This is a genomic window from Ahrensia sp. 13_GOM-1096m, assembly GCF_000620605.1.
GTDB classification, from domain to species: Bacteria; Pseudomonadota; Alphaproteobacteria; order Rhizobiales; family Rhizobiaceae; genus Ahrensia; species Ahrensia kielensis.
In genome coordinates this window covers 75,031-100,234 of the sequence record NZ_JIAX01000011.1, presented here as the reverse complement: position 1 = coordinate 100,234, position 25,204 = coordinate 75,031, and the positions used below count along the sequence as shown (strand labels likewise).

The following is a 25,204-nucleotide window of genomic DNA, read 5'->3' as shown; positions in this document are numbered from 1 at the left end:
TCAATTTATGTCTTAGGCAAATGCCTGTTGCCATGCAGCTTCATCAAAGCCTGTTAATGCGGTTTTTCCGTCTGTTCCAACTGGACGCTTGATAAAGCGCGGCTCGCTTGCCATTGCTTTGATCATTGTGTCTTCACTTTGGGTGATTGCATCACGCTCGGCGTCATCCAGTTTTTTGAATGTCTGTGCTTTATGGTTGAATACGGCATCAATGCCCGCAAGCGAGACCCATTGGCGCAATGAGTTTTCCAAATCATCGACTTTGATGAAATGCTTATATTCAAATGGCAGCTTTTCAGCTTCAGCCCATTGAACAGCTTTTTTCACAGTTGAGCAGCCCGCATAACCAAATATGTGCAACGTCATGTTTTGCCTCTCTGGAACATTTTTGTCTGTCTTACCATTGAACACAGAATTGTCACCTGACATGTGACATAATTAAGCTTATGTTGCGGTGCAATAACGCAGTGTTTATTAAAAAGGAAACTATGATGGCCGATGTTAAAACAGCAATAGTCACAGGCTCCAATTCCGGCATAGGCCTTGGAATAGCACGGTCGCTGGCGATGGAGGGGCACAATGTGGTGCTCAATTCTTATACGGATAATAAGGATGACCATGCGCTTGCTGAATCAATTTCAAAGGCAGCTGGTAATAAAACGATTTATATCTCTGCTGATCTTTCAAAGGGTGATCAGGCACGCTCATTGGTAGAAAAAGCTGCCGAGGCTTTTGGCACTGTCGATATTCTGGTCAATAATGCAGGTATTCAGCACGTTGCTCCGATTGAGGATTTTCCTGCCGAAAAATGGGATGCGATTATCGCGATCAATCTTTCGTCGGCTTTTCACACCACTGCGGTCGCATTGCCGATGATGAAAAAATCTGGCTGGGGCCGGATTATCAATATTGCATCGGCTCATGGTTTGACGGCGTCGCCGTATAAGTCTGCTTATATTGCTGCGAAACACGGCATTGTCGGTTTTTCAAAGACAACAGCGCTGGAAATGGCTGAAGCTAAAATGAACGCGACATGTAACGCGATTTGTCCGGGCTATGTTCTCACACCGCTCGTTGAAGGTCAGATTGCTGACCAGATGAAAACGCATAAAATGAGCCGTGAAGAGGTGCTTGATAAAGTTATGCTCACACGCCAACCAACACGGGAATTTGCAACTGTTGAGCAGCTTGGCGGTACGGCGGTTTTCCTATGTTCAGACAGTGCTTCGCAAATCACGGGCACGACCATTTCTATTGATGGTGGTTGGACGGCACTTTGAGTAAGAGTGCACAAACAAAGAAAATCAATCTTGCACTTCAGGGCGGCGGGTCTCACGGCGCGTTTACCTGGGGTGTTCTTGATGCTTTGCTCGAAGATGGGCGGCTGGAATTTGACGGCGTTTCAGGCACCAGCGCTGGCGCGATGAATGCGGTTGCTATGGCAGCCGGCATGGCGCAGGGCGGACGTGAAGGCGCACGCAAAAAACTGCGAGAATTTTGGAAAGCTGTTGGTGCAAAAGGGCGCTTTTCACCAATTCAACGCAACCCGCTGGATGTTCTTTTAGGTAATTACAGTTTTCAATATTCGCCTTCTTATTTGGCAGCAGATTTGTTTAGCCGTGTGTTCTCGCCCTATGACACCAACCCGTTTAATATCAATCCATTGCGCGATGTTGTTGCAAAGGTCGTCAACTTTGATGATGTTACAAGATGCGATAGTTTTAAAACCTTTGTGAGCGCGACCAATGTTTGGACTGGTAAAGCGCAGGTTTTTTCCGGCGAGAATTTAACGGTCGATGCTGTTATGGCCTCGGCATGTTTGCCAACTATGTATAAAGCCGTTGAAATTGACGGTGTGCCTTATTGGGATGGCGGATTTGGCGGTAATCCTGCTTTGTACCCGTTTTTCTATGCAACAGACACTGAAGATACATTACTCATCCAGATCAATCCTGTTGAACGGCGCGAAACGCCTAAATCGGCAATGGAAATTCAAGACCGGATGAATGAAATTACCTTCAATGCAGGTCTGTTGCGCGAGTTCAGGGCGATTGAATTTGTGCGCCGCTTGAAAAAAGAAGGCCGCCTTGATGGCACGACTTATTCAAACATCCGTATGCACCGTGTCGGTGCGGACGAGGCGTTGGCTGATTTATCCGCAGCAACAAAAATGAATGCCGAATGGCGGTTTTTGCAAAATTTGCATGATTTGGGTTTTGCGGCAGGGCAGGATTTTCTTGAAGAACATTACGATGCGATAGGCAATGAGCCAACATTGGATCTATCTGAAGAAATAGAGCAGCGAATATTTCCCAAGGATAAGAAAACTATCGGGCGCCATTTGGGTGAAGAGCTTGCCAAGAAAAAACCAAAACTGGATTAGTTTTGGTTTTGGGCCTGATTATCGACACTTATGGCCTGCGCTATAAAATCCATGAGTGTTTCGACATATTGATCGATTGGATCACCGCATAGATACGTGTGCCGCATACCCTCAATATTATGCATTATAATCTGCGCGATAGAATGTGCATTAATTTGCGGATTGGTAAACCTGCTTAAGTCTGCATTGCCTTGTTTGATGGCACGCTCAATACCCTCGGTGATAATGACTAGCATATCTGCTTTCCACTTAACCTCGATGTCTTGAGCAAGCTCCTGATTGATGCCGGTTAGTTCAACGCCATGCGGGGTTTCATCGACATAATTGTGCATTTTGAGAATAGCATTATCAATGCAGGCGAATAATTGGTCACGCAATGTGTCGTGCGTATAAAACGCATCCTTGGCTGAAAGTGCAGAGTTCTCTAACAGCTGCAGGCTTATCGCCCTAAAGATGTCGGATTTGTTTTTGAAAATTTGATACAATGCAGGGCGCGATATTTTCGCTTCACGCGCAATATCGTCCATCGAGGTTTTCTTGAACCCGTAATTAAGGAAAACGGTCAGCGCTGATTGTAGAATCAGGCCGCGCTTATCGTCGCAAAAATTTAGCATGATGTTGACACTATGACATTTTTTGGTATTTTGTCAAACGTGATATTCCTGACATTTGGATTAAGGTTATGAAATCAGTACCTTACGTTGAGTTGCCTTGGGCGCTTAAAATATTGGTTAACTCAAATGATTGGCCAGCCATTGATAATTAAAAAAAAAAGGGTTTAGGAACATAATAAATACCTTACGTGGAAAGTTACGGATAAAACGATGAAACTTCATCAATTTGCGGCAATGGTTGTTTTGCTGTTGGCAGCCGCGTGGGTGTTAACGGGCGACTTTTCTTTCGTTGGTAGCGCTTCTACTGAAGATGGCAAGCCAAATACTGTTGTTGAAAGACAAGAAGAGAAAGCGAAAGCTGAAGATCGAGCACTGCAAGCGGTTGGCGTGGCGAAAGTGCCATCAATTCAGCATGCCCGTTCAGTTCGCATTTCTGGCATTACCCAAGCAGATAAGAGTTCTGAAATTTCAGCCCGCACGTCGGCTGCCATTGATGAGCTGAAAGTTTCGCAGGGCGATGTTGTTAAAAAAGACCAAGTCATTTTGAAATTGGCCTCTGAGGGCCGTGCAGAAGCATTGGCAAGCGCGCAGCAAAGCCTTGAACAAGCTCAGATTGATGCGGAAGCTAAACGTAAACTTGTTGAACGTGGAACGCTTCCTAAAGTTCAGCTGGATCAAGCAATGTCAGCGCTGCGCTCAGCAGAGAGCGGGCTTGAAAGAGCCAAGGTCGAAATGAGCCTTCTTGAGGTTAAAGCACCGTTTGCCGGTGTGGTTGATAATTTAAAAGTAGAAGCGGGCACATCTGTTCAAGCTGGAACGCCTGTTGCTACGCTTGTTGCTTTGGACCCGATTATCGGCATTGGCGAAGTTAATGAAAGTGACCTGCCAATTGTTAAGGTTGGCAATGAAGCCTCGCTGCGTTTGGTTACAGGAGAAATTGTTTCCGGTAAAATTCGTTATATCAGCCGTGTCGCACAGGCAACAACACGTACCTACACGGTAGAAGTTGAAGCGCCAAATGCTGACATGAATATTCCAGTTGGCATGACATCGGAAGTTATTTTAAAGGGCGAAGCCGTTTCTGCAAAACCAGTTCCTCGCTCTGTTGTTACGCTTAATGTTGATGGTGAGCTTGGCGTAAGAGCGGTTGATGAGAACGATGTCGTTTTGTTTTATCCGATTGATATCGTCGATGATTCAACCGGCGGGTTAATCCTTGGCGGCATACCGGAAGATGCGCGTATCATTGTTCAAGGCCAAAACCTTGTCTCTGAAGGCCAAAAAGTTCAGGCTATTGAGGCAGATCAAGAACAAATCGATAAGTTAATTGAAGAGACACGCAGCCAGATTGAGGGTCAGTAATGGGTTTTCTCGATATTGCAGTTAAAAATGCGCGCCTCACAATTATGGCGCTTTTGTTCTTTCTGGTCGCTGGTGCACTTTCTTATATTAGCATCCCAAAAGAAGCCGAACCTGACGTTCAAATACCGGTCATTTATGTAGGTCTCAGCCTGCAGGGTGTTTCGCCAGAAGATGCGGAACGTTTGCTCATTCGGCCGCTAGAAACACAACTTAAGAACATTAAGGGCATCGATAAGATGTCCGCGTCTGCTTATCAGGGCGGCGGCAATGTTGTTGTTGAGTTTGATCCAAGTGCCGATCTGTCGACTGCGCTTGATGATGTGCGCACGAAAACCGATCAGGCCAAACGCGATTTTCCTTCGGGCACTGACGAGCCAACGGTGTCTGAAGTTAACATTTCTGAATTCCCCGTTCTTGTTGTGACACTATCGGGTGATGTGCCTGAACGTGTTTTGACACGTAGCGCAAAAGCGCTGCAGGAACGCATTGAAGAAGTACAGGGTGTTCTGGAAGCCAAATTGCAGGGATCGCGTAATGAGCTTGTCGAAGTCATCATGGATCCGGTTAAGCTGAGTTCATATAATCTTCAGCTGGACAATCTGATTGCCGGTGTTCGCGGCAATAACCAATTGGTTGCTGCAGGAACATTGGAAGGCGATCAGGGCAAATATGCGGTCAAGGTTCCTGCTCTGCTCGAAACCGTTGAAGATATTGCGAACCTGCCTATTGCTGTTAATGGCAATGCTGTTGTGCGCGCACGTGATCTTGCGACTATTCGCTCAACCTTCGAAGATGCACAAACGGTTGCGCGCCTTAATGGCAAACCAGCGATTGCCATCGAGGTTTCTAAACGAGCCGGTTCCAACCTTATTCAAACCGTCGATCTGGTTAAAGTTGCATCAGAAGCATTTAAAGCAGAATTGCCGACTGGTATTGATGTGTCATTCAGTCAGGACAAATCAACTGATATCCGCACAATGCTCGAAGACTTGCAAAACTCGGTTCTGACCGCGGTTATACTGGTTTTCATCGTTATTCTTTTCTATCTGGGTTTCCGGTCGTCATTGCTCATTGGTCTGGCTATTCCAACCTCGTTCCTGATGGGTATTATGTTCCTGTCTTTGGCAGGACTTACCGTTAATATCGTTGTCCTGTTCAGCCTTATTTTGGCTGTGGGCATGTTGGTTGATGATGCCATTATTGTGACTGAATATGCCGAGCGGCGTATGGCTGAAGGCATGCCGGCAGGACCAGCATTTGCTGAAGGTGCGCGCCGTATGTTCGGCCCAGTGGTTATTTCTACACTGACCCGTATTGCCGCTTTCTCGCCATTGCTGTTCTGGCCTGGCATTGTTGGCGAGTTCATGAGCTATATGCCGATCACATTGATCGCAACGCTCTCTGCCTCAACGATTTATGCATTGTTGTTTGCGCCAACACTTGGTTCTATTTTTGGTAAGGCGCGTGTTGAGCCTAAAAAACCAGATGGTCTTTATATGGCGGTCATCAAGAAGACCGTGCGCTATCCTATCGCCGTTCTTTTGCTTGTTTGTGCATTGATGGTCGGCATTGTCACCAGCTTTACCCAAAACAATAATGGCGTGGAGTTTTTTCCAAGCGTCGAGCCTGAATACGGACTTCTTTATGTGAAGTCGCAGGGTAATCTTTCGCTTGAAGAAAAAGATCATGCAGTTCGGGTTGCTGAACAGCGTCTTTTGAACTGGCCAGGTATCGATACTGTCTATACGCGTGTTGGCAGCGGCGGCGGCTTTTCTCTTGGCGGCGGCGGCGGCGAAGATACAATCGGTACGATTCAATATGAGTTTGTAGATTGGCGTGAACGCAAGCCTGCATCTGACATTTTGGCAGATTTGCGTAGTTCCCTTTCTGGTTTTGCCGGTGTTGAGATTGAAATTTCTGTCCCAGATGCTGGCCCACCTCAAGGCAAAGCAATTCAGGTTCAGCTTTCAGCCGATGATCCCGTTGGTATGGATGTGATGGCCAAGAAAATTGGCGAATATCTCAACACTATTCCTGAAGTGCGTGACCTCTCAACGGGTTTGCCACCTTTAAGCGTCGATTGGGAACTTAAAGTGGATCGCACGGAAGCGGCTAAATTTGGCGTTGGTCCTAATTCAATTGGTACTGTCGTTCAGTTGGTGACAACCGGACTTGTGCTTTCTGATTACCGGCCTGCTGGCGCGGATGATGCAGTTGATATTCGTCTGCGTTTGCCAGAAGATCGCCGGACGCTTTCGATGCTTGATCAGCTGCGTATTCAAACACCATCTGGTGCGGTGCCGATCTCTAATTTTGTGAAACGTGAGCCTGCTCGCTCGCTCGGTACTTTGAGCCGCATTGATGGTTCGCGCACAATCACAATATCGGCTAACCTTGCAGAAGGTGCGCAGGATGCGGTGTTTCAGGCGAAAGTTGCTGAACATTTGAAGACACTCGATTTCCCTGCCAATATTGAGTGGGAAATGGTTGGCTCAGATCAGGAAAGTGCGGAAGCATCGGCCTTTCTTGGCAAGGCTTTCGGTGTTGCGATTTTCTTGATTTTTGCACTGCTTTTGGCTCAGTTTAACCGCTTTACATATGTCGCCTTGGTTTTATCTGCGGTGGTTATGTCCACGGTTGGCGTGCTTCTGGGCTTGCTTATCATGGGTATGCCATTCTCGATCATCATGACGGCGGTCGGCACGATTGCGCTGGCAGGTGTTGTGGTGAACAACAATATCGTTTTGATCGACACATATGCCTACCTTCGTAACCAAGGTATGGATAAAACGGAAGCCGTGTTGGAGACATGCCGCGAACGTGTTCGTCCGGTGATGCTGACAGCTGTGACGGCGATTTTGGGTGTTCTACCGATTGCCTTTGGTGCGAACTTAGCGCTCCTTAGCCAAGAAGTGACATATGGCGCACCTTCAACACAGTGGTGGATTTCTTTGTCGAGCGCGATTGTATTCGGCTTGGCATTTTCAACAATCCTCACATTGGTTGTCACGCCAGCATCCTTGATGCTGTTTACGCGAGACAATGCGTCGATTGAATCAGGCAGTCTTATGGGTAATTTTTGGCGCCGTTTGCGCGGTAAAATGAAGCGCACAGAACTTTCAGCTGCGATGGACGACGAACCGATTGCGCAGGTTGATCCTAACCAGCCTAAAGTTGATGAAGGCGATCTTGAAGAAATGCCATCAACGGTTACGCCCTATCCTAAAGCGGCAGAGTAATAATAAAAAAAGGCCGGTGCTAAACACCGGCCTTTTTATTGATCTGATGATAGTATCAGGCTGCAGCTTGCGCCTTTGGTGTTATCAGTTTGCGATTAACCAGAACTTCTGCAATCTGAACTGTGTTCAGCGCAGCGCCTTTGCGCAAATTGTCAGAGACAATCCACATATTCAAACCGTTATCCAATGTTGAATCTTCGCGGATACGGCTAATGAATGTTGCGTCTTCACCGGCAGCTTCAATCGGTGTGACATAACTGTTTTCAGCAGGATTATCGACAACAAGACAACCCGGTGCTTCGCGCAGGATTTCCCGTGCTTGATCCGCTGTGATCTCGTTTTCAAACTCGATGTTCACAGCTTCTGCATGGCTGATGAAAACCGGTACGCGTACAGCTGTACATGTCACTTTGATTTTCGGATCGAGCATTTTCTTTGTTTCGGCAGAAACCTTCCACTCTTCTTTTGTGGAGCCGTCTTCCATAAATTCATCAATATGCGGGATTACGTTAAACGCGATACGCTTGGTGAATTTTTTGCTCTCGTCGAAAGTGTCGCCAACGTAAACCGAACGTGTTTGTGCGAAAAGTTCGTCCATCGCATCTTTGCCAGCACCGGAAACAGACTGGTATGTAGACACGACAATACGTTTGATTATAGCAAAATCATGAAGTGGCTTAAGCGCGACAACGAGCTGTGCTGTCGAACAGTTTGGGTTAGCAATGATGTTCTTTTTCGTGAAACCAACAATTGCATCGGCATTCACTTCTGGAACGATCAAAGGCACATCTGAATCATAACGGAAAGCGGAAGAGTTATCGATGACAACACAACCCTTTTTGCCGATTTTTGGTGACCATTCTTTTGAAACTGAACCACCAGCAGACATGAGGCAGATGTCAGTGTCGGAAAAATCATAGTTTTCCAACGCCTGAACCTTTAGCGTTTTGTCGCCATAGGAGACTTCTTGGCCTAATGAACGGCGCGATGCCAAAGGCACAACAGTTGATGCTGGAAATCCGCGTTCGTGAAGGATTTCTATCATTTCGCGACCAACATTTCCAGTTGCGCCAACGATAGCGATTTTGAAACTCATTGCTCTTTTCCTGTCTCTCCCCGGTTGCGGTCAAAGCGCCACTCTTCCCGCCCACGGGGAGAGTGTGGGGCGGAGCGAGTTAAACGGTCTTCGTTTTCGTAGGGATCGTTTTAAGCATGATGGCGATCTTTTGATGCACTGCGGCGCAAATGTCAATTGTTTGCGCTTTTCAAATGGTACTGACGCGGTATACCGCGTCAGTTTGTTGTAATTATAGCGGTCTATTGAGCGCTATAGGCTTTGCGGATGGCTTCACCCATCTGTGTGGTTGTGATCTGCGTACAGCCATCGCTCATGATGTCGCCGGTGCGAACACCGCTATCAAGAACGCTTGCAATTGCTTTTTCCAAACGTTCAGATTCTGCAATCATATTGAACGAGTAGCGCAAACACATCGCAAAGGACGCAAACATAGCAATCGGGTTGGCAATGCCTTTGCCTGCAATGTCCGGCGCTGAACCATGAACGGGCTCATAGAGTGCTTTGCGTGCACCAGTTTTTTCATCAGGGGCACCAAGTGATGCAGATGGCAACATGCCAAGGGAACCGGTTAGCATCGCTGCAACATCAGACAGCATATCGCCGAACAGATTGTCGGTCACGATAACATCAAACTGTTTTGGCCAGCGCACCAATTGCATGCCGCCTGCATCAGCAAGCATATGCGACAATTCCACATCATCATATTTGGCTTTATGTGTTGCTGTCACAACATCATTCCAAAGCACGCCAGATTTCATGACGTTGCGTTTTTCCATTGAACAAACTTTGTTGCCACGTGCGCGCGCCATTTCAAAGGCAACGCCTGCAATACGTTCAATTTCATATGTTTCGTAAACTTGTGTGTCGATAGCGCGTTTTTGGCCATTGCCAAGATCGGTGATTGTTTTTGGCTCACCAAAATATACGCCGCCAGTCAGCTCGCGAACGATTAGGATATCAAGGCCTTCGACGACTTCTGGGCGAAGTGATGAAGAGTTCGACAATGCTGGATAACAGATAGCAGGACGCAAATTCGCAAATAGGGCCATATCTTTACGAAGACGCAATAAGCCTGCTTCTGGCCGCACATCATAAGGAACATTATCCCATTTTGGTCCGCCTACGGCACCAAATAGAATGGCATCAGCAGCAAGAGCCTTTTCCATGTCGCCATCGGAAATAGCTTGACCATGAGCATCATATGCCGAGCCGCCAACCAAACCTTCGTCGGTTTTAAAGTTTGCGCCATCTTTTTCATTCATTTGAGAGATCAGCGCTTTGACCTCGGACATAATTTCAGGGCCAATACCATCACCTGGCAAAAGGAATATAGAGCGTTCAGTCATCAGTTGCATCCGTCGTTAGAGGTTAGATTTACAGGTTTTTGCTAAGTTCAATTTTCTACTGGTCGCGAAGCGCTGTTGCTTCGATTTCAATTTTCATTTCAGGCTTAATAAGGCCAGCAACGACCATGGTTGCGGCAGGACGAATAGTTTTGAACCAGCGGCCAAGAACGGGAAACGCAATATCTGCATAGGCGGCGTCGGTGACTGTATATTGCATTCGAACGACATCGCTTAATGTGAAGCCTGCCTGTTCAAGCGCCTTTTCGATTGTAGTAAGAGCATTATGGGTTTGCTCTTCCACACTATCGGGCATCACCATCGTTTGATAATCATAGCCCGTTGTGCCTGAAACAAAGCACCAATCGCCTTGAACCAACGCGCGTGAATAACCCGCAATCTCTTCAAAAGGTGAGCCTGATGAAATGAGCTTGCGGGTCATAATGTGTTACGCCCAAGGACGGTTTGTTGCGGCTTTGCTCTCATAGGCATCGATTGAAGATGCTTTTTCGAGTGTCAGGCCAATATCATCCAAGCCATTGAGCATGCAGTGTTTGCGATGTGGGTCGATATCAAAGCCGATGGTGCCGCCGTCTGGTCCTTTGATTTCCTGTGCTTCCAAATCAATAGAGACAACAGCGTTTGAACCACGCGATGCATCATCCATAAGCTTTTCAAGGTTTTCAGGGCTGACAACAATCGGCAATATGCCGTTCTTGAAACAGTTATTATAGAAAATATCAGCAAAGCTGGTCGAGATGACACAGCGAATGCCATAATCGACAAGTGCCCAAGGGGCGTGTTCACGCGATGAGCCGCAGCCAAAATTTTCGCCAGCGATCAAAATTTTAACATCCTTGTAAGCAGGTTTGTTTAAAACAAAATCCTGTTTAGGAGAACCATCTTCATTGAAACGCATTTCTGCAAAGAGACCTTCGCCAAGACCAGTGCGCTTGATTGTTTTGAGGTAATCCTTCGGGATGATCATATCTGTATCGATATTGATGATCGGCAAAGGTGCGGCAACGCCTGAGAGCTTATTGAACTTATCCATGACGTTCTTTCCAGTTTGTAAGAGTTGGACACGGTTTATCAAACTCATTCACGGAAATGAAGCCTTCTGACGGCTCAATCGACCAAAACCTTGAATGATTGAGAAAAAAGCTATTTGTAGAGCTAAGGAGCTTTCTATGCGAAATACATCAAGACCCGTTAAACTGCGTCGTTCAGTGCTTTATGTGCCAGCGGACAATGAACGGGCACTGGCCAAATCCCATAATTTGGATGCCGATTGCCTGATTTATGATCTTGAGGATGCTGTAGCGCCTGAGGCCAAAGCGCAGGCACGAGAGAATTTGCGAAAACATTTTGCGGATCACCCGCATGCGCGCGCTGAACGCGCGATTCGCATTAATGCGCTATCGACAGAGTTTGGCACTGAGGATCTTATGTGTGCGCGTGCATGCCAGCCTGATGCAATTGTGTTGCCGAAAGTGAATATGTCGCGCGACATACTTGAGCTTAGCGATGCACTTGATGAGATGGACACACCTGAAGATTTGCAAATATTTGCGATGATAGAAACAGCCAAAGGCATATTGAACATTGGCGATATTGCGGATGTGTCTGATGCTTCTGGCGGGCGTTTGAGTTGTTTTATTGTTGGTTTGAATGATCTAATTACAGAAACACAGATCAATGCCGAACATGCGCGCCAGCATGCGCATTCTTGGTTGATGCAAATTTTGCTTGCTGCACGGGCAGGCACAATTGACGTCATCGACAGTGTTTATAATGATTTCCGCGATACGGATGGTTTCAATAGCGAATGTTTTTCTGCTGTTGAGATGGGGTTTGATGGCAAATCGCTTATTCACCCATCACAAATTCAAGCCACCAACCTTGCATTCATGCCCAACGAATCCGAACTGATAGAAGCTGATGCAATTGTGAGTGCATTTCGCTTGCCAGAAAACCAATCTAAAGGTGTCATATCTTTGAATGGAAAAATGGTAGAGCGGCTGCATTTGGTACAGGCAGAAGCACTTTTGGCGAAAGCTGCGATTGCGCGGGCTTCGCTTGGCCATTAATCGCGAAGATTTTTAAAACAGGATAATAAAATGATTGCTTACCGCCTGATTACCAACGACGACACTTCTGAATTTTGCCACAGAATTACAGAGGCTCTTTCAAAGGGCTGGACGCTTTATGGTAGCCCGTCTTATGGCTTTGATGCCACAAAAGGCGTTATGCGCTGCGCACAGGCGGTGACTAAAGATGTGCCAGATCAAGAATATAGTTCTGATCTAAAATTAGGCGCTCTTTGATCTTCTCTTAGTTCTATCATATGTGGCGGCCGATTTGGCCGCTACTCTATGTCGCTTGCTCGTTCGTCGAGCGAATTTTCTATATCGGCAATCTGGAACTCATTTAAACCAAAATGAATGCCAAGTTCGTTGATAAGAATATGTGTGATGATGTCGTGCAGCGTTTCATCATTTTCGCACCAATAGTCTAAAATCGCGCGGCGATAGAGCGTGATTTTGTTGCCGGAGCCTTTTTGGCCCGGTGTCCACTTGCCGCTTACACCGTCCCCTTCAAACAATCCTAAAATATCAAACGGTGATTCCAGACCAAGATCGTCTGTAATATCTTCGCTTGGAAAATCGGTGATGTGTATCGGCACATTCGCGGTTAGCGTGCGAAATTCTTGCGGCAGCGCTGCGTAAGCAAGATATGCAATACCCTCTAGCGCCGCTATGTCTGGTGCGAAACGGTCCGCCCAGTCTTTTGTTGTGTCTTTGATTGCCATAATAATCCGACTTTTAACGCTTTACTTTAGCGCGGCAAGCATCTCTTGGCGATAGCGATCAAGCAATCAATAAAAAGCCGCCATTGCGGTGCAGCGGCGGCTTTAAATCTTTGGCGTTTTGCTTATTCAGCAGGCTCTATCGCCGCCATTGGGTTATTTGGATGTGTCGTCCAGTTTGCATAATCACGATCGATTGGTTTTTGTGTGCGCGGGTCATTGCCCGTCGTCATTTCTTCCATCGTGATACAATTATCAATTGGGCAGACATTCACACAAAGATTACAACCAACGCATTCTTCGTCGATCACTTCAAACTTACGCACACCATCCACCATGTTCGTAATTGCTTGGTGTGATGTGTCTTCACACGCGATATGGCAACGGCCGCATGAGATACATAGATCCTGATCGATTTTGGCTTTTGTTATATAATTGAGGTTCAAATATTGCCAATCGGTGACATTCGGCACGGCCATGCCGCGGAAGTCCTCAATCGTTTTATAGCCCTTTTCATCCATATAATTAGACAGACCTTCGATCATTTCTTCAACGATCTTGAAGCCGTATGTCATTGCCGCTGTACAAACCTGCACATTGCCGCAACCAAGCGCGATATATTCGGCCGCATCGCGCCAGGTTGTAATGCCGCCAATACCTGAAATTGGTAGACCAGCGGTTAGTGGATCACGCGCGATCTCGCCGACCATGTTGAGCGCAATTGGTTTGACCGCTGGGCCGCAATAACCGCCATGTGTACCTTTGCCATCGATGGTTGGCGTTGGTGCCATCAAATCTAGGTCGATAGAGACAATAGAGTTGATCGTGTTGATGAGTGATACGGCGTCTGTGCCGCCATTTTTAGCCGCGCGCGCCGGATGGCGTACATCAGTAATATTAGGGGTCAGCTTGGTAATAACTGGAAGGTTTGAATGTTGTTTGCACCATTCAACAACCATCTGGATATATTCTGGCACCTGACCAACCGCTGCGCCCATGCCGCGTTCGCTCATGCCGTGCGGGCAGCCAAAGTTCAGTTCAACGCCGTCACAGCCCGTTTCAAGCACGCGGTCGAGAATACGTTTCCAAGGCTCTTCCTCACATGGCACCATAAGCGATGCAACGAGTGCGCGATCAGGCCAGTTCTGTTTTACTTCCTTCATTTCGCGAAGGTTTATTTCCAGATCACGGTCGGTGATAAGCTCGATATTATTGAGGCCTGCGAGGCGTCGATCAGCGCCCCAAATCGCGCCGTAGCGTGGTCCGTTCACATTGACAACGGGTGGCCCGGCTTCGCCAAGTGTTTTCCAAACAACACCGCCCCAGCCTGCTTCAAAAGCACGCTCAACATTATATTTTTTATCGGTTGGCGGTGCCGAAGCTAACCAAAACGGGTTCGGTGATTTAATGCCAACAAAATTGCTTGTCAGGTCTGCCATAGACGTAATCTCCCTTAACCCATCAATGTTTTGTGAATGTTTTCAGCGGCAACTTTGCCGTCTTCAACAGATGCAACGGTTAAATCTTCACCGCCAGCGACACAGTCGCCGCCTGCCCAGATTTTTGCGTGGCTGGTTTTTCTGTTTTCATCAACGCCGATGCGGCCTTTGACGAGCTCAATGCCGGTTTTGGTAAACGGCGTGTCGTCAGGCGATTGGCCGATGGCTTTGAACACCTGATCCGCATTGAGGGTGACTGTTTCGCCTGTTCCGCTCAATGAACCATTTGCGCCGGACGTATATTCTAGCTCAATGGCGCTTACCATATTGCCGTTCATGTGAAGCGCTTTTGGCTGTAGCCAATGACGGATTGTAACGCCGTTGGTTTGCGCAACTTCTTGTTCATAGGCACTCGCGCCCATCGCATCGGCTCCACGGCGATAGCAAATGGTTACGTTTTCTGCGCCCAGAAGTTTGATCTGGGTTGCGATATCAATCGCGGTCATGCCGCCGCCGATGACGACAACATTGCGGCCAACGGGCAGTTTTGACAGATCATCGCTCTGGCGCAGTTCTGCAATATATTTGACCGCATCAATGCAGTTTTCTGCATCATCGCCTGCAAGCGACAAATCATTTACATGAGGCAGGCCAGCACCGATAAAGACTGCATCGAATGTATCGACTAAATCGTCGAGCATGACGTCCTTGCCAAGGGCTGCGCCATATTTGATATCAATGCCGCCAATGGATGTGATGAAATCAACTTCGTTTGATGCAAAATCATCGGTTGATTTATAAGCGGCGATACCGAACTCATTGAGACCGCCAGCTTTTTGCCGTGCTTCGAAAATGGTAACATCATGGCCATGCATCGCAGAGCGGTGCGCGCAGGATAGGCCCGCTGGTCCAGCACCAATGATAGCGATTTTTTTGCCGGTGCTTGCAGCGCGCTCAAACGGCTGAGAGCCTATATCGGCCATGTAGTGATCTGTTGCGTAACGCTGTAGCAAGCCAATTTTGACAGGCTTGCCTTCTGCCGTTTCACGCACGCAGACTTCTTCGCACAATGTTTCTGTTGGGCAAACACGAGCGCACATGCCGCCCATGATGTTCTGCTCAAAAATTGTCTTGGCGGAACCGTTTGGATTGCCCGTTGCTATTTCGCGAATAAATAGCGGAATGTCGATGCTTGTCGGACATGCTGTCATGCATGGCGCGTCATAACAAAAATAACAGCGGTCTGCTTCAACAACAGCTTCGTGTTTTGTCAGAGGTGCGTGTATGTCCTCGAAATTTTTCGAATATTGATCCGGCGATAGCCGTCCGGACTGAATGTCTGTTGAGGCGTTTGAAGAGGCCATATGCATGCTCCGACTTGGATTCAAGTTTGCGCGATATGTGAAGCGTACAAAATTTTATCAAAAGGTCAAATTTTTTCTTGAAAACTTGGAACATAAAAAAAGGCCGCATCGCTGCGGCCTATCTAAGTTGTTATATTTTATATGTTATTTAGACATAGACATCGCTTTTTTAGTAACGACATCAGACCATGCACCTTCTGGTTTTTTGGTGATTACGGGTGCATCGCCGCCTGTCAATAGTGACTCGACAGTCGTTTCAGCAGCTGCAACATCTAAAGAACCGTCTGTGCCTTCAGTCAATTTATTGACTTCTTCCATCATGCGGCGCTGGTGTTTTTCTGTTTGCGCACCAGATGCATCATTTTCCAAAACGATGTCTGCTGCTTCTTCAGGATTTTCGCGTGCATATTCCCAGCCCTTCATAGAGGCTGCAACGAAGCGTGCGAGTTTGTCGACCATTTCAGGATCGGCAAGATTGTCTTCCAATGTGTAAAGGCCGTCTTCTAGTGTCGCAACGCCTTGGTCTGTGTAGTTGAACACCACTAAATCGTCCGGCGTAAAGCCAGCGTCGATGACCTGCCAATATTCGTTATAAGTCATTGTTGAAACGCAATCGGCCTGTTTTTGGATAAGTGGATCAACGTTAAAGCCTTGCTTTAGAACCGTTACGCCATCATCGCCGCCTTCTGTCGACATGCCAAGCTTGCTCATCCATGACAGGAATGGAAACTCATTGCCTGAAAACCATACGCCAAGGGTTTTGCCTTTGAAGTCTTCAGGTGACGCAATGCCTGTATCTTTGCGGCATGTAAGCATCATGCCAGAGCGCTTGAACGGCTGAGCAATGTTGACCAGTGCTACGCCTTTTTCGCGTGCAGCAAGGGCTGCTGGCATCCACTCAACAACAACGTCGGCACCGCCGCCTGCAATCACCTGTGGTGGGGCAATGTCTGGGCCGCCTGGTTTAATTTCAACATCAAGATCAGCTTCTTCGTAAAAGCCTTTATCTTTGGCGACATAGTAACCGCCAAATTGTGCCTGTGTGACCCATTTTAGCTGAAGTGTCAGCTTGTCGGCGGCCAATGCCGTTGTCGTAGAAAGCGCGAATGCAGCGCCTGCTGTTAATGCGATAATTTTCTTCATTTTCGTCTCCTCGGTTGCACTTGATCGTTAAACGGAGCTTAGGCTCTCTTAGTCTTTCCCGTGTTCTTAGCGTCCCCGATTAGAGGGATGCCAAAATGTAATGGAGCGTTCGAGCAGCGCGATAAGTCCATAAGAAATGGAACCTGCGAGCGCTGCTACAAAAATTGTGGCCCAAACCATATCAACATTCAATCGGCCAATTTCTGCTGAAATTCTAAAGCCCATGCCAACGACGGGTGTGCCGAAAAATTCAGCGACAATCGCACCGATGAGCGCCAATGTTGAATTGATTTTAAGCGCATTAAAAATAAACGGCATGGCGGCTGGCAATCGCAACTTGAACAGCATCTGCCATTTGGATGAGGCGTAGGTATGCATCAGGTCGCGTTCCATGTGTCCGGCCACATTTAATCCCGCCACCGTGTTCACGAGCATTGGGAAGAAAGTCATGACAACGACGACAGCTGCTTTTGACTGCCAGTCAAAGCCGAACCACATCACCATGATTGGCGCAATGCCGATGATTGGCAATGCGGATACAAGATTGCCGACAGGCATTATGCCTGCTTTCCAGAACGGTGAGCGATCCACCAAAATAGCGACCAGAAAGCCCAAACCGCATCCCATGGCATATCCCGCAATCACTGCTTTCAAATAGGTTTGGCGAAAATCAGCCCAGAGGATCGAACCGGAATTCGTAATGCGCTCCCAAATCATAGATGGCGGTGGCAGCAAAACGGTTGGCACACCAAAGCCGCGTGTAATGCCTTCCCAAAGCGCCAGTAGTGCTGCGCCAAAAAGAACTGGAATTGTAAGATTGATAAGCGTGGCAAGCGTCGTGCTCTTCGGCGACATTTTGGCAAGGCGTGTATTGATAAACCACGCGACGAGCCAAAAGATAATGCAAATTATGAGAAGCGTTGGGTTTTCCATTTATGCTTCCCTCATACCCATGCGGCGGTTAAGCCATGCGCCAACCAAGCCAACAATGGCAACCAGCGATCCGGCTAGAATTGCCGCCACGATCAGTGCGGACCAGATTTGCACCGTTTGACCATAATAAGAACCGGCTAGTAATCTTGCGCCAAGTCCTGCAACGGCTCCCGTTGGTAATTCGCCAACAATGGCGCCAACAAGCGATGCAGCGATTGCGATTTTCATTGATGTGAAAAGATAAGGCACAGCGGTTGGCCAACGCAGTTTCCAAAACACTTGCGCGCGGCTGGCATTAAATGTGCGCATTAAATCCATGTTGATTGCATCAGGTGAGCCAAGCCCTTTGACCATGCCAACGGCAACGGGGAAAAACGACAGATAAGTCGAGATTGTCGCTTTGGGCACCAATCCGGTGATGCCAATGGAATTGAGCACCACGATAATCATCGGAGCGATGGCAAGAATGGGAATGGTTTGCGAGGTGATAATCCACGGCATTAAGGATTTATCCAAAACGCGCGAATGGATGATGCCGACCGCCAAAATAATTCCGAGCACTGTACCGAACACAAAGCCCAGCATTGTTGCGGATAAGGTAATCCATGCGTGGTAAACAAGGCTGCGTTTAGAGCTGATGCTTTTTTGGGCGGTCGTCTGCCAAATCTCGACGGCGACTTGATGCGGCGCTGGTAATACGGGGCGCTCTTGCGCCATTGTTTTTGGCAATGCTTCGCTAAAAGAAACTTGCTTGCCGATGCGTTCAGCCTGATCATATTCAAATTGGAGATTTAAAAGAGCGGCACCAGCATACCAAATCGCGATAATCAACGCGACGACAGTTAAAATGGGAAGTGCGCGGTCTTTAATCATAGGCATGACCTGCTTTTAGACCTTCACGCACACGGTGCGCGATTTTCAAGAATTTTGCACTTTCACGTATTTCGAGCGGGCGCTCATCGCCCAGATCACAATCTATAATATCGTAAATTTTGCCAGGTCGCGGGCTCATCACGACAATCTTGGTCGATAGATAAACCGCTTCGGGAATGGAGTGGGTCACAAACACCACTGTTTTTTGTGTGCGATGCCAGAGCTTATTGAGTTGCTCGTTCAAATGGTCGCGAACAATCTCATCGAGCGCTCCAAAGGGTTCGTCCATCAAAAGCATGTCGGGTTCTACCGCCAAAGCGCGTGCAATCGACGCACGTTGCTGCATCCCGCCGGATAATTGCCATGGGTGTTTTTTCTCAAAGCCTGTCAGATCAACCAGCGCCAGATTTTGCTCAATACGCTTTTTTTGTTCGGCTTTGGATATGCCCATCACTTCAAGCGGTAGGGCGATGTTTTGTTCAATCGTGCGCCACGGATAGAGCGCTGCTGCCTGAAACACATAGCCATAGGCACGCGCCAAGCGCGCTTGCTCTGGTGTCATGCCGTTGACGGAAATTTCACCGCCCGTTGGCTGTTCCAAATCAGCAATCACGCGCAGAAGCGTGGTCTTGCCGCAGCCCGATGGGCCGATGAGTGAAACAAACTCGCCTTTTTCAATATCAAGATTGATATCCGATAGGGCATGAACCGGACTGTCGGCGGTCTGAAACGTAAGGTCCAGATTTTTTGTGGAAATTACTGTCATAATAAGCGTGTTAATCCGTCCCATGATGTTCGCAAAGATTCTGTGTGTCGAGGATCTTTTAAACCCAATTCATCCAATGAATACTCAGCTTTACCGTAATTGCATGGTGCACAAGAGACCACTATGTTTTCTTGATGGTTGCTCCTACCACGTGAATGGGGAACGACGTGATCGAATTGAAGCCACATACATTGCAAGGCAGCATTTTGAGATTTGTTTGAGGCGCCCCATACCCATGAACCCAGCCTTTTAATAAAGACTTTACGTACCTCTACAGGAACAAGTGGGATCGAACAGTAGGCGCAATGATATCCACTATTCTCCATTAGTTGCTTCTGTTGGCTTGTACTTGGCATTCTGGTCGTCGTTTTGTCTTCTTTCGCAGATTTGGACGATGATTCAGCAACAGGGCGAAGTCGCAAATAGTGGGTTTGCTGAGGATTTTCTTTGGCACTTCCCCAGAGCGACTCAGTCCACTCTCTAACTGTGGGCATATCCGCTTTTTTTAAAAGATCTGAAGCCGTTTCGATATCATCGTCGAGTAGTGAAGTTGCTGCTCGGTCTAGTAAGTGTGCTGCATGAAAAATATCAGAAATCGGCGATCTAAGACATCGCCTACTTTCAAAGTATGTCTCATTTTTCTCCACTATCTTTTAAACCCCTGTCGCTGGAATGCCGGTGCGTTTGACCGGTGTTGGTGCGCTGAGTTCTTTCCATTTGGAAAGCGCGGCATTAACTGGCGCATTGGGCTCGCGTTTGACGAACTGGCCGTGGCCTTCTTGCGTTTTCACTTCACCATCGGCAATCGCAACCATGCCGCGCGTCATTGTAAAGCGCGGCAGGCCTTTGACCTTCTTGCCTTCAAACACATTGTAATCAATCGCAGATTGCTGGCCGTTTGCGGAAATGGTTTTTTCTTTATTTGGGTCCCAGACCACAAGGTCGGCATCCGCGCCGACAAGCACTGCACCCTTTTTAGGGTACATATTCATGATTTTTGCGATGTTGGTCGATGTGACGGCCACGAACTCATTCATCGTTAAGCGGCCCGTTGAAACGCCGTAGGTCCATAGCATTGGCATACGGTCTTCAAGACCGCCTGTGCCGTTTGGAATTTTGGTGAAATCACCAACGCCAGTGCGTTTTTGTTCGGTTGTGAACGCGCAGTGGTCGGTGGCAACAACAGACAGCGAACCTGCTTGCAAACCAGCCCAAAGCGAATCTTGATGCTGCTTATTGCGGAAAGGCGGGCTCATCACGCGGCGTGCGGCATGATCCCAATCATCGTTGAAATATTCGGTTTCATCCAGCGTTAGGTGCTGGATCAGCGGCTCGCCCCAAACGCGTTTGCCGTTTTGGCGGGCACGGCGAATTGCCTCATGGCTTTCCTCGCACGATGTGTGAACCACATAGAGCGGTGCGCCTGCCATATCGGCAATCATAATGGCGCGGTTGGTGGCTTCGCCTTCCACTTGGCTTGGGCGCGAATAGGCGTGCGCCTCTGGGCCATTATTGCCCTGTGCTAAAAGCTGGGCAGATAGTTCGGCGATCACATCGCCGTTTTCTGCATGAACCATAGGCGTTGCCCCAAGCGCTGCACAGCGTTTAAAGGATGCGTAAAGTTCATCATCATTGACCATCAACGCGCCCTTATAGGCGAGGAAGTGCTTAAAGCTGTTGATGCCTTTTTCTTTAACGACAGTTTCCATTTCGTTGAAAACCTGTTCGCCCCACCATGTGATTGCCATGTGGAAAGAATAGTCGCAGTTCGCGCGGGTCGATTTGTTATCCCACATCTGAATGGCTTCAAGCAGTGATTGGCCCGGTGACGGCAGACAGAAATCAATCACCATGGTTGTGCCGCCTGCGAGGCCAGCGCGTGTACCGCTTTCAAAATCATCGGTTGAATAGGTGCCCATGAATGGCATTTCTAGGTGCACATGTGGGTCAATGCCGCCTGGCATAACGTAACAACCTGTTGCATCTAACTCATCACCGCCGGAAAGGTTTGGCCCGATCTCTGTGATCACACCGCCTTCGACTTTCACATCCGCCTTATAGGTCAGATCGGCGGTGACGATGGTTCCGTTTTTGATGATGGTGGTCATAATGTTTCTCCAGCTTGTTCCTCGCCCCGTAGGGGAGAGGGATATGTAGGCACGGTGAAGCGAAGCTGAGCCGATGCCGAAGTTGGGTGAGGGGGTATTAATCGCACGATACAAGTTCCTCAATTGAGTTTTCTGTAATCATTGCTGTGGTTGGCGAATTGCCGTAATTCTCAAGTTTTATAAATATTGCTGTAAAAGGTCGAGCCCCCCAATCGCCCGCACAGACAATATCGTACTTAGTGGCATTGAGGCCAGAAAGCGGCTCTGGTGAATGCAATACACAAGTTGATTCACATGTTCCGTATTGATTGCCAGCTATTCGTGACTTTTCGGCCATACATTCATTTTCCATAAGGCACATCCCATTTGGATCAATTGCATATGCGTTTGTCGTACCAATAGTGCAAAATAAAATGATTACGGTTGCCAGCATTCGCGGTAATTTTGAAGCATAAGCCCCCTCATCCAACTGCAACATCAATTCACTCCGCTTTCAAAAGCTCCATTCATTGTGTTTTCGTATCCTTCTCCCCAAGGGGAGAAGAAAATACGGCACATATTATCCCACTATCCCCGCTGTTTCGACAACCGCATGGAACAGCACTTCAGCGCCTGCGGTGGACCATTCTTTGGAAATCTCTTCAGCTTCATTGTGCGAAAGGCCATCAACACAAGGGCACATCACCATGGCGGTGGGTGCCATGCGGTTAACCCAGCACGCATCATGGCCAGCGCCTGAAATGATATTCATGTGCGAATAGCCAAGGCGTTCGGCTGCATTGCGAATAGATGTTACAAGCTTTTCGTCAAAGGTTACAGGGTCAAAGCCGCCGACTTTTTCAAACTCTATTTGCAAGCCCATTTCGTCGCAGATTTCCTTTGCCCCTTTTTCAAGGCGCGCTTCCATATCCTGAATAACGTCCAGATTTGGCGAGCGGAAATCGACGGTGAACACAACTTTGCCCGGAATCACATTGCGTGAGTTCGGATAAACATCAATGTGGCCTGCTGCGCCGACAGCGCTTGGTTTGTGTGACCATGCGATTTCATCAACAAGTTGAAGCACGCGCGCCATGCCAAGACCGGCATTTTTGCGCATTGGCATTGGGGTTGAGCCGGTGTGACTGTCCTTGCCGGTAATCGTTACTTGTGTCCAAGACAGGCCTTGGCCATGGGTGACAACACCAATGTCCTTGCCTTCAGCTTCAAGAATTGGGCCTTGCTCGATATGGAGTTCGAGAAAAGCGTGCATTTTACGGGCGCCTACTTTTTCGTCGCCCTTCCAGCCAATGCGTTCTAATTCTTCGCCAAAGGTTTTGCCTTCAGCATCGGTTTTTGCGTAGGCCCATTCTTTTGTAAATTGTTCTGCAAACACACCAGAGGCCATCATGGCAGGGGCAAAGCGTGTGCCCTCTTCATTGGTCCAGTTGGTCACAACGATTGGGTGTTTTGTTTGAATGTCGAGATCATTGAGTGTGCGTACAATTTCAAGACCGGCTAAAACACCGAGCACACCATCATAGCGTCCGCCGGTTGGTTGTGTATCAAGGTGAGAGCCAACATAGACAGGCAGCGCATCAGGATCAGTGCCTGCGCGCGTCATAAACATGGTGCCCATTTCATCGACACCCATTGTCAAACCGGCATCTTCACACCATTTCTGAAACAGGGCGCGACCTTGCGCATCTTCATCTGTAACTGTCTGGCGGTTGGAACCTCCGGCGATACCGGGACCAATTTCGGCGATCTCGTGAATAGAATTCCATAGCCTATCGCCATTTATTCGTAGATTTTCGCCTGGAGACACCATATTTACCTCAAAGTACATTCAAAATAAAACTTGACTACTTGGTCAAATTTGAAGGCTATGAGAGCAATCGCGTAAGGTCAAGCGTGTTTAAAGAACTTTTTGGAGGCTGTGTTGGCTGGCAAAGAAAATCAAATTGTTGAGGCTGGCAAAAAGCAACCTAAAAAGAAGCGTAGCCGCATTCAAACGGAGAACCGTGCGCTCATTTTAGACGCTGCGTTGCAGGTTTTTTCAACCGACGGTTATCGCGGTGCAACGCTCGACCGTATTGCTGAAAAAGCAGGGATGTCGAAGACCAATCTGCTGTATTATTTCCCGTCAAAAGAAGATGTTTATCGCACCGCACTAGAGCAAATCGTGGTCAATTGGCTCGACCCATTTCGTGACATTGATGGTGATGGCGATCCGATTGAGCAGCTACGTCGCTACATTACGCTTAAATTGAAAGCGTCGCATGAAAATCCGGAAGCATCACGGCTTTTTGCCAATGAAATCCAGCGCGGCGCGCCGCTCATTAAGGATTTTCTTGGAACAACGCTCAAAGCACTTGTCGATGAAAAAGCAAAAGTTATTCATCGTTGGATTGATGATGGAAAGCTTGCGCCAGTCGATCCTTATCATTTGATTTTCTTAATTTGGGCAACAACACAGCACTATGCGGACTTTGATGTTCAGGTGAATGCTTTGCTGGGAAATCAAGCAAGTAAGCCCGGATTTTACGAGCAATCAGCGCAGGCTGTTTTATCCATTATTTTAAACGGCATTCGGCCGCGTTAATTTTTATTGCTCTGTGCTGCAATTGACAATCTGGTTTGTTTGTTTCCATTGTAAGTTACAAATTTTACACGCGTAACTTTAGGACGTGCCGATGACTGTCACTAAAATCAAGAACATGGAAGAGTTTGCGACTGTTAGCGGTCTTTCACGCCCGACAGTTTCAAAATTCTTCAATGATCCTCAAAGTGTGCGGCCTTCTACGCGTAGCCGTATTGAGGAGGCGCTGGAGCGCTTTGATTACCGTCCCAATATTTACGCGATCAACCAAAACCGCCAGCTCACCAAAACAATTGGCATTGTTGTGCCCTATCTGGCTGACCCGTTTTTTGCCGAAATTGCGCGTAACCTTGAGACGCGCTGTATTGAAGAGGGTTATTCGCCTTCGCTTTTTAGCTCGCATGGGCGCCAAGAGCAGGAAAATGATATTTTAGAAACGCTGCGCTCTATGAAACCAGCCGGCGTGTTGATGGCACCTTTGGGCCGAATTTCAGACAAAAGCCTCGTCGAGCGGTTTTGCAATGATGTGCCAACGGTGCTGTTTGACAGCAAAGTCGAAGGTGTGGGCCATGTGTTTATTGGCTCTGACAATATGCAATTTACATCGATGATGGTGGAATATCTTAATCGCACTGGCGACGCGCCTTGTTTCTTTGAAATGAAAACACCAGCAAACCCGAATGCGCGCAAACGCAGGCAAGCCTATATTCAAGCGATGGAGCGTTTGGGGCATCAACCGAAATTCGTTCAGGTGGATGGTACAGGCTGGGAATTTGAAGAAATCGGCCATCGCGGCGGTATGGAAGCGATCAGTCATGATGCGTTTGAGACCTCGACCGTGCTGTGCAGTAATGACCGACTAGCGATCGGTCTTTTGGCGGCTTGCTATCAAAAAGGTGTGCGCGTGGGGCTCAAAAAGGACTGCCATTTGCGTGTGGCTGGTCACGATGATCACCCCTTTTCAAAGTTTACATGTCCATCTTTGACAACTGTAGCGCAGGATTATTCTGCTATCGCAGAGAAAAGTGTTCGCAGGCTCTTTGAGCTTATAGCGGGCGAAAGCGATGCAACACCCTCCGCAGATACATTGTTTGAAGGGAAGCTTGTCATGAGAGATTCTGCGTGAATGGCGAATTAAAGCCTTAAAATTTACGCGCGTAAAAAAACTA

25 protein-coding genes are annotated in these 25,204 nt (G+C 47.8%); 8 read left to right on the top strand and 17 right to left on the bottom strand.

Going from position 1 to position 25,204, the window contains the following annotated elements:
• Positions 1-12: 12 nt before the first annotated feature.
• Positions 13-366 (bottom strand): arsenate reductase family protein, encoded by a 354-nt coding sequence (locus tag N530_RS0108270; RefSeq protein WP_162150946.1) that lies wholly within the window; start codon positions 364-366, stop codon positions 13-15.
• Between the two features lie 125 nt (positions 367-491).
• Between N530_RS0108270 and N530_RS0108265 the strand changes: the two genes are divergently transcribed.
• Positions 492-1,280, top strand: coding sequence for a 3-hydroxybutyrate dehydrogenase (locus tag N530_RS0108265; RefSeq protein WP_081773927.1), 789 nt, complete (start codon positions 492-494; stop codon positions 1,278-1,280).
• Positions 1,277-2,383 carry a patatin-like phospholipase family protein gene (locus N530_RS0108260; protein WP_026480315.1) on the top strand — a complete coding sequence of 369 codons (1,107 nt, stop codon included), beginning with the start codon at positions 1,277-1,279 and terminating at the stop codon, positions 2,381-2,383. Before N530_RS0108265 ends, N530_RS0108260 begins: the two co-directional genes overlap by 4 nt.
• Here the strand turns inward: N530_RS0108260 and N530_RS18590 are convergent.
• Positions 2,380-2,997: a TetR/AcrR family transcriptional regulator gene (locus N530_RS18590; protein ID WP_051540840.1), complete on the bottom strand. Its 618-nt coding sequence runs from the start codon at positions 2,995-2,997 to the stop codon at positions 2,380-2,382. The genes N530_RS0108260 and N530_RS18590 overlap by 4 nt on opposite strands.
• A 210-nt stretch (positions 2,998-3,207) precedes the next feature.
• Between N530_RS18590 and N530_RS0108250 the strand changes: the two genes are divergently transcribed.
• Positions 3,208-4,359, top strand: coding sequence for an efflux RND transporter periplasmic adaptor subunit (locus N530_RS0108250; protein WP_026480314.1), 1,152 nt, complete (start codon positions 3,208-3,210; stop codon positions 4,357-4,359).
• A complete protein-coding gene (locus N530_RS0108245; protein ID WP_026480313.1) occupies positions 4,359-7,598 on the top strand; it encodes an efflux RND transporter permease subunit in 3,240 nt (1,079 codons plus the stop codon). The genes N530_RS0108250 and N530_RS0108245 overlap by 1 nt, the downstream gene beginning before the upstream one ends.
• A 55-nt stretch (positions 7,599-7,653) precedes the next feature.
• On the opposite strand, the gene N530_RS0108240 is transcribed toward N530_RS0108245, so the two are convergent.
• The 4 genes from N530_RS0108240 to leuD all read right to left on the bottom strand — a co-directional run bounded on the left by N530_RS0108240 (position 7,654) and on the right by leuD (position 11,073).
• A complete protein-coding gene (locus tag N530_RS0108240) occupies positions 7,654-8,694 on the bottom strand; it encodes an aspartate-semialdehyde dehydrogenase (RefSeq protein ID WP_026480312.1) in 1,041 nt (346 codons plus the stop codon).
• Positions 8,695-8,915: 221 nt separating this feature from the next.
• Positions 8,916-10,022: a 3-isopropylmalate dehydrogenase gene (leuB, locus tag N530_RS0108235; RefSeq protein WP_026480311.1), complete on the bottom strand. Its 1,107-nt coding sequence runs from the start codon at positions 10,020-10,022 to the stop codon at positions 8,916-8,918.
• Between the two features lie 55 nt (positions 10,023-10,077).
• Complete coding sequence (locus tag N530_RS0108230; RefSeq protein WP_026480310.1) at positions 10,078-10,461, bottom strand: RidA family protein; 384 nt, start codon at positions 10,459-10,461, stop codon at positions 10,078-10,080.
• A 6-nt stretch (positions 10,462-10,467) separates the two neighbouring features.
• Entirely contained in the window at positions 10,468-11,073 is a 606-nt protein-coding gene (gene leuD, locus N530_RS0108225) for a 3-isopropylmalate dehydratase small subunit (RefSeq protein ID WP_018689785.1), read from the bottom strand.
• A 136-nt stretch (positions 11,074-11,209) separates the two neighbouring features.
• On the opposite strand from leuD, the gene N530_RS0108220 reads away from it, so the two are divergent.
• Positions 11,210-12,109 (top strand): CoA ester lyase, encoded by a 900-nt coding sequence (locus tag N530_RS0108220; protein WP_026480309.1) that lies wholly within the window; start codon positions 11,210-11,212, stop codon positions 12,107-12,109.
• A gap of 30 nt (positions 12,110-12,139) precedes the next feature.
• Positions 12,140-12,346, top strand: coding sequence for a DUF1737 domain-containing protein (locus tag N530_RS0108215; RefSeq protein WP_018689787.1), 207 nt, complete (start codon positions 12,140-12,142; stop codon positions 12,344-12,346).
• 41 nt (positions 12,347-12,387) lie between these two features.
• Here the strand turns inward: N530_RS0108215 and N530_RS0108210 are convergent, their stop codons facing one another.
• The 11 genes from N530_RS0108210 to N530_RS0108165 all read right to left on the bottom strand — a co-directional run bounded on the left by N530_RS0108210 (position 12,388) and on the right by N530_RS0108165 (position 23,264).
• Positions 12,388-12,831 (bottom strand): metallopeptidase family protein, encoded by a 444-nt coding sequence (locus N530_RS0108210; protein WP_018689788.1) that lies wholly within the window; start codon positions 12,829-12,831, stop codon positions 12,388-12,390.
• A gap of 122 nt (positions 12,832-12,953) precedes the next feature.
• The gene (gene preA / locus N530_RS0108205; protein WP_026480308.1) at positions 12,954-14,267 is read right to left on the bottom strand and encodes an NAD-dependent dihydropyrimidine dehydrogenase subunit PreA; all 1,314 of its coding nucleotides are present in this window, start codon (positions 14,265-14,267) and stop codon (positions 12,954-12,956) included.
• Positions 14,268-14,281: 14 nt separating this feature from the next.
• Positions 14,282-15,631, bottom strand: coding sequence for an NAD(P)-dependent oxidoreductase (locus N530_RS0108200; protein ID WP_026480307.1), 1,350 nt, complete (start codon positions 15,629-15,631; stop codon positions 14,282-14,284).
• 144 nt (positions 15,632-15,775) lie between these two features.
• Entirely contained in the window at positions 15,776-16,774 is a 999-nt protein-coding gene (locus N530_RS0108195; RefSeq protein ID WP_026480306.1) for an ABC transporter substrate-binding protein, read from the bottom strand.
• A gap of 66 nt (positions 16,775-16,840) precedes the next feature.
• Positions 16,841-17,707, bottom strand: coding sequence for an ABC transporter permease (locus N530_RS0108190; RefSeq protein ID WP_026480305.1), 867 nt, complete (start codon positions 17,705-17,707; stop codon positions 16,841-16,843).
• Complete coding sequence (locus tag N530_RS0108185; RefSeq protein WP_026480304.1) at positions 17,708-18,580, bottom strand: ABC transporter permease; 873 nt, start codon at positions 18,578-18,580, stop codon at positions 17,708-17,710. It lies immediately after the preceding gene.
• Positions 18,573-19,346: an ABC transporter ATP-binding protein gene (locus tag N530_RS0108180; protein ID WP_026480303.1), complete on the bottom strand. Its 774-nt coding sequence runs from the start codon at positions 19,344-19,346 to the stop codon at positions 18,573-18,575. Before N530_RS0108180 ends, N530_RS0108185 begins: the two co-directional genes overlap by 8 nt.
• Positions 19,343-19,534: an HNH endonuclease gene (locus N530_RS19495; protein WP_371179699.1), complete on the bottom strand. Its 192-nt coding sequence runs from the start codon at positions 19,532-19,534 to the stop codon at positions 19,343-19,345. Before N530_RS19495 ends, N530_RS0108180 begins: the two co-directional genes overlap by 4 nt.
• A 465-nt stretch (positions 19,535-19,999) precedes the next feature.
• Positions 20,000-21,454, bottom strand: coding sequence for a dihydropyrimidinase (gene hydA / locus N530_RS0108175; protein ID WP_026480302.1), 1,455 nt, complete (start codon positions 21,452-21,454; stop codon positions 20,000-20,002).
• A gap of 97 nt (positions 21,455-21,551) precedes the next feature.
• Entirely contained in the window at positions 21,552-21,932 is a 381-nt protein-coding gene (locus tag N530_RS0108170; protein WP_026480301.1) for a hypothetical protein, read from the bottom strand.
• An 81-nt stretch (positions 21,933-22,013) separates the two neighbouring features.
• Entirely contained in the window at positions 22,014-23,264 is a 1,251-nt protein-coding gene (locus N530_RS0108165; RefSeq protein ID WP_026480300.1) for a Zn-dependent hydrolase, read from the bottom strand.
• A 111-nt stretch (positions 23,265-23,375) separates the two neighbouring features.
• Between N530_RS0108165 and rutR the strand changes: the two genes are divergently transcribed.
• Positions 23,376-24,038, top strand: a complete 663-nt coding sequence (rutR, locus tag N530_RS0108160; protein ID WP_051540839.1) for an HTH-type transcriptional regulator RutR — start codon at positions 23,376-23,378, stop codon at positions 24,036-24,038.
• 91 nt (positions 24,039-24,129) lie between these two features.
• The gene (locus N530_RS0108155) at positions 24,130-25,161 is read left to right on the top strand and encodes a LacI family DNA-binding transcriptional regulator (RefSeq protein WP_026480298.1); all 1,032 of its coding nucleotides are present in this window, start codon (positions 24,130-24,132) and stop codon (positions 25,159-25,161) included.
• The last annotated feature ends 43 nt before the right edge of the window (positions 25,162-25,204 follow it).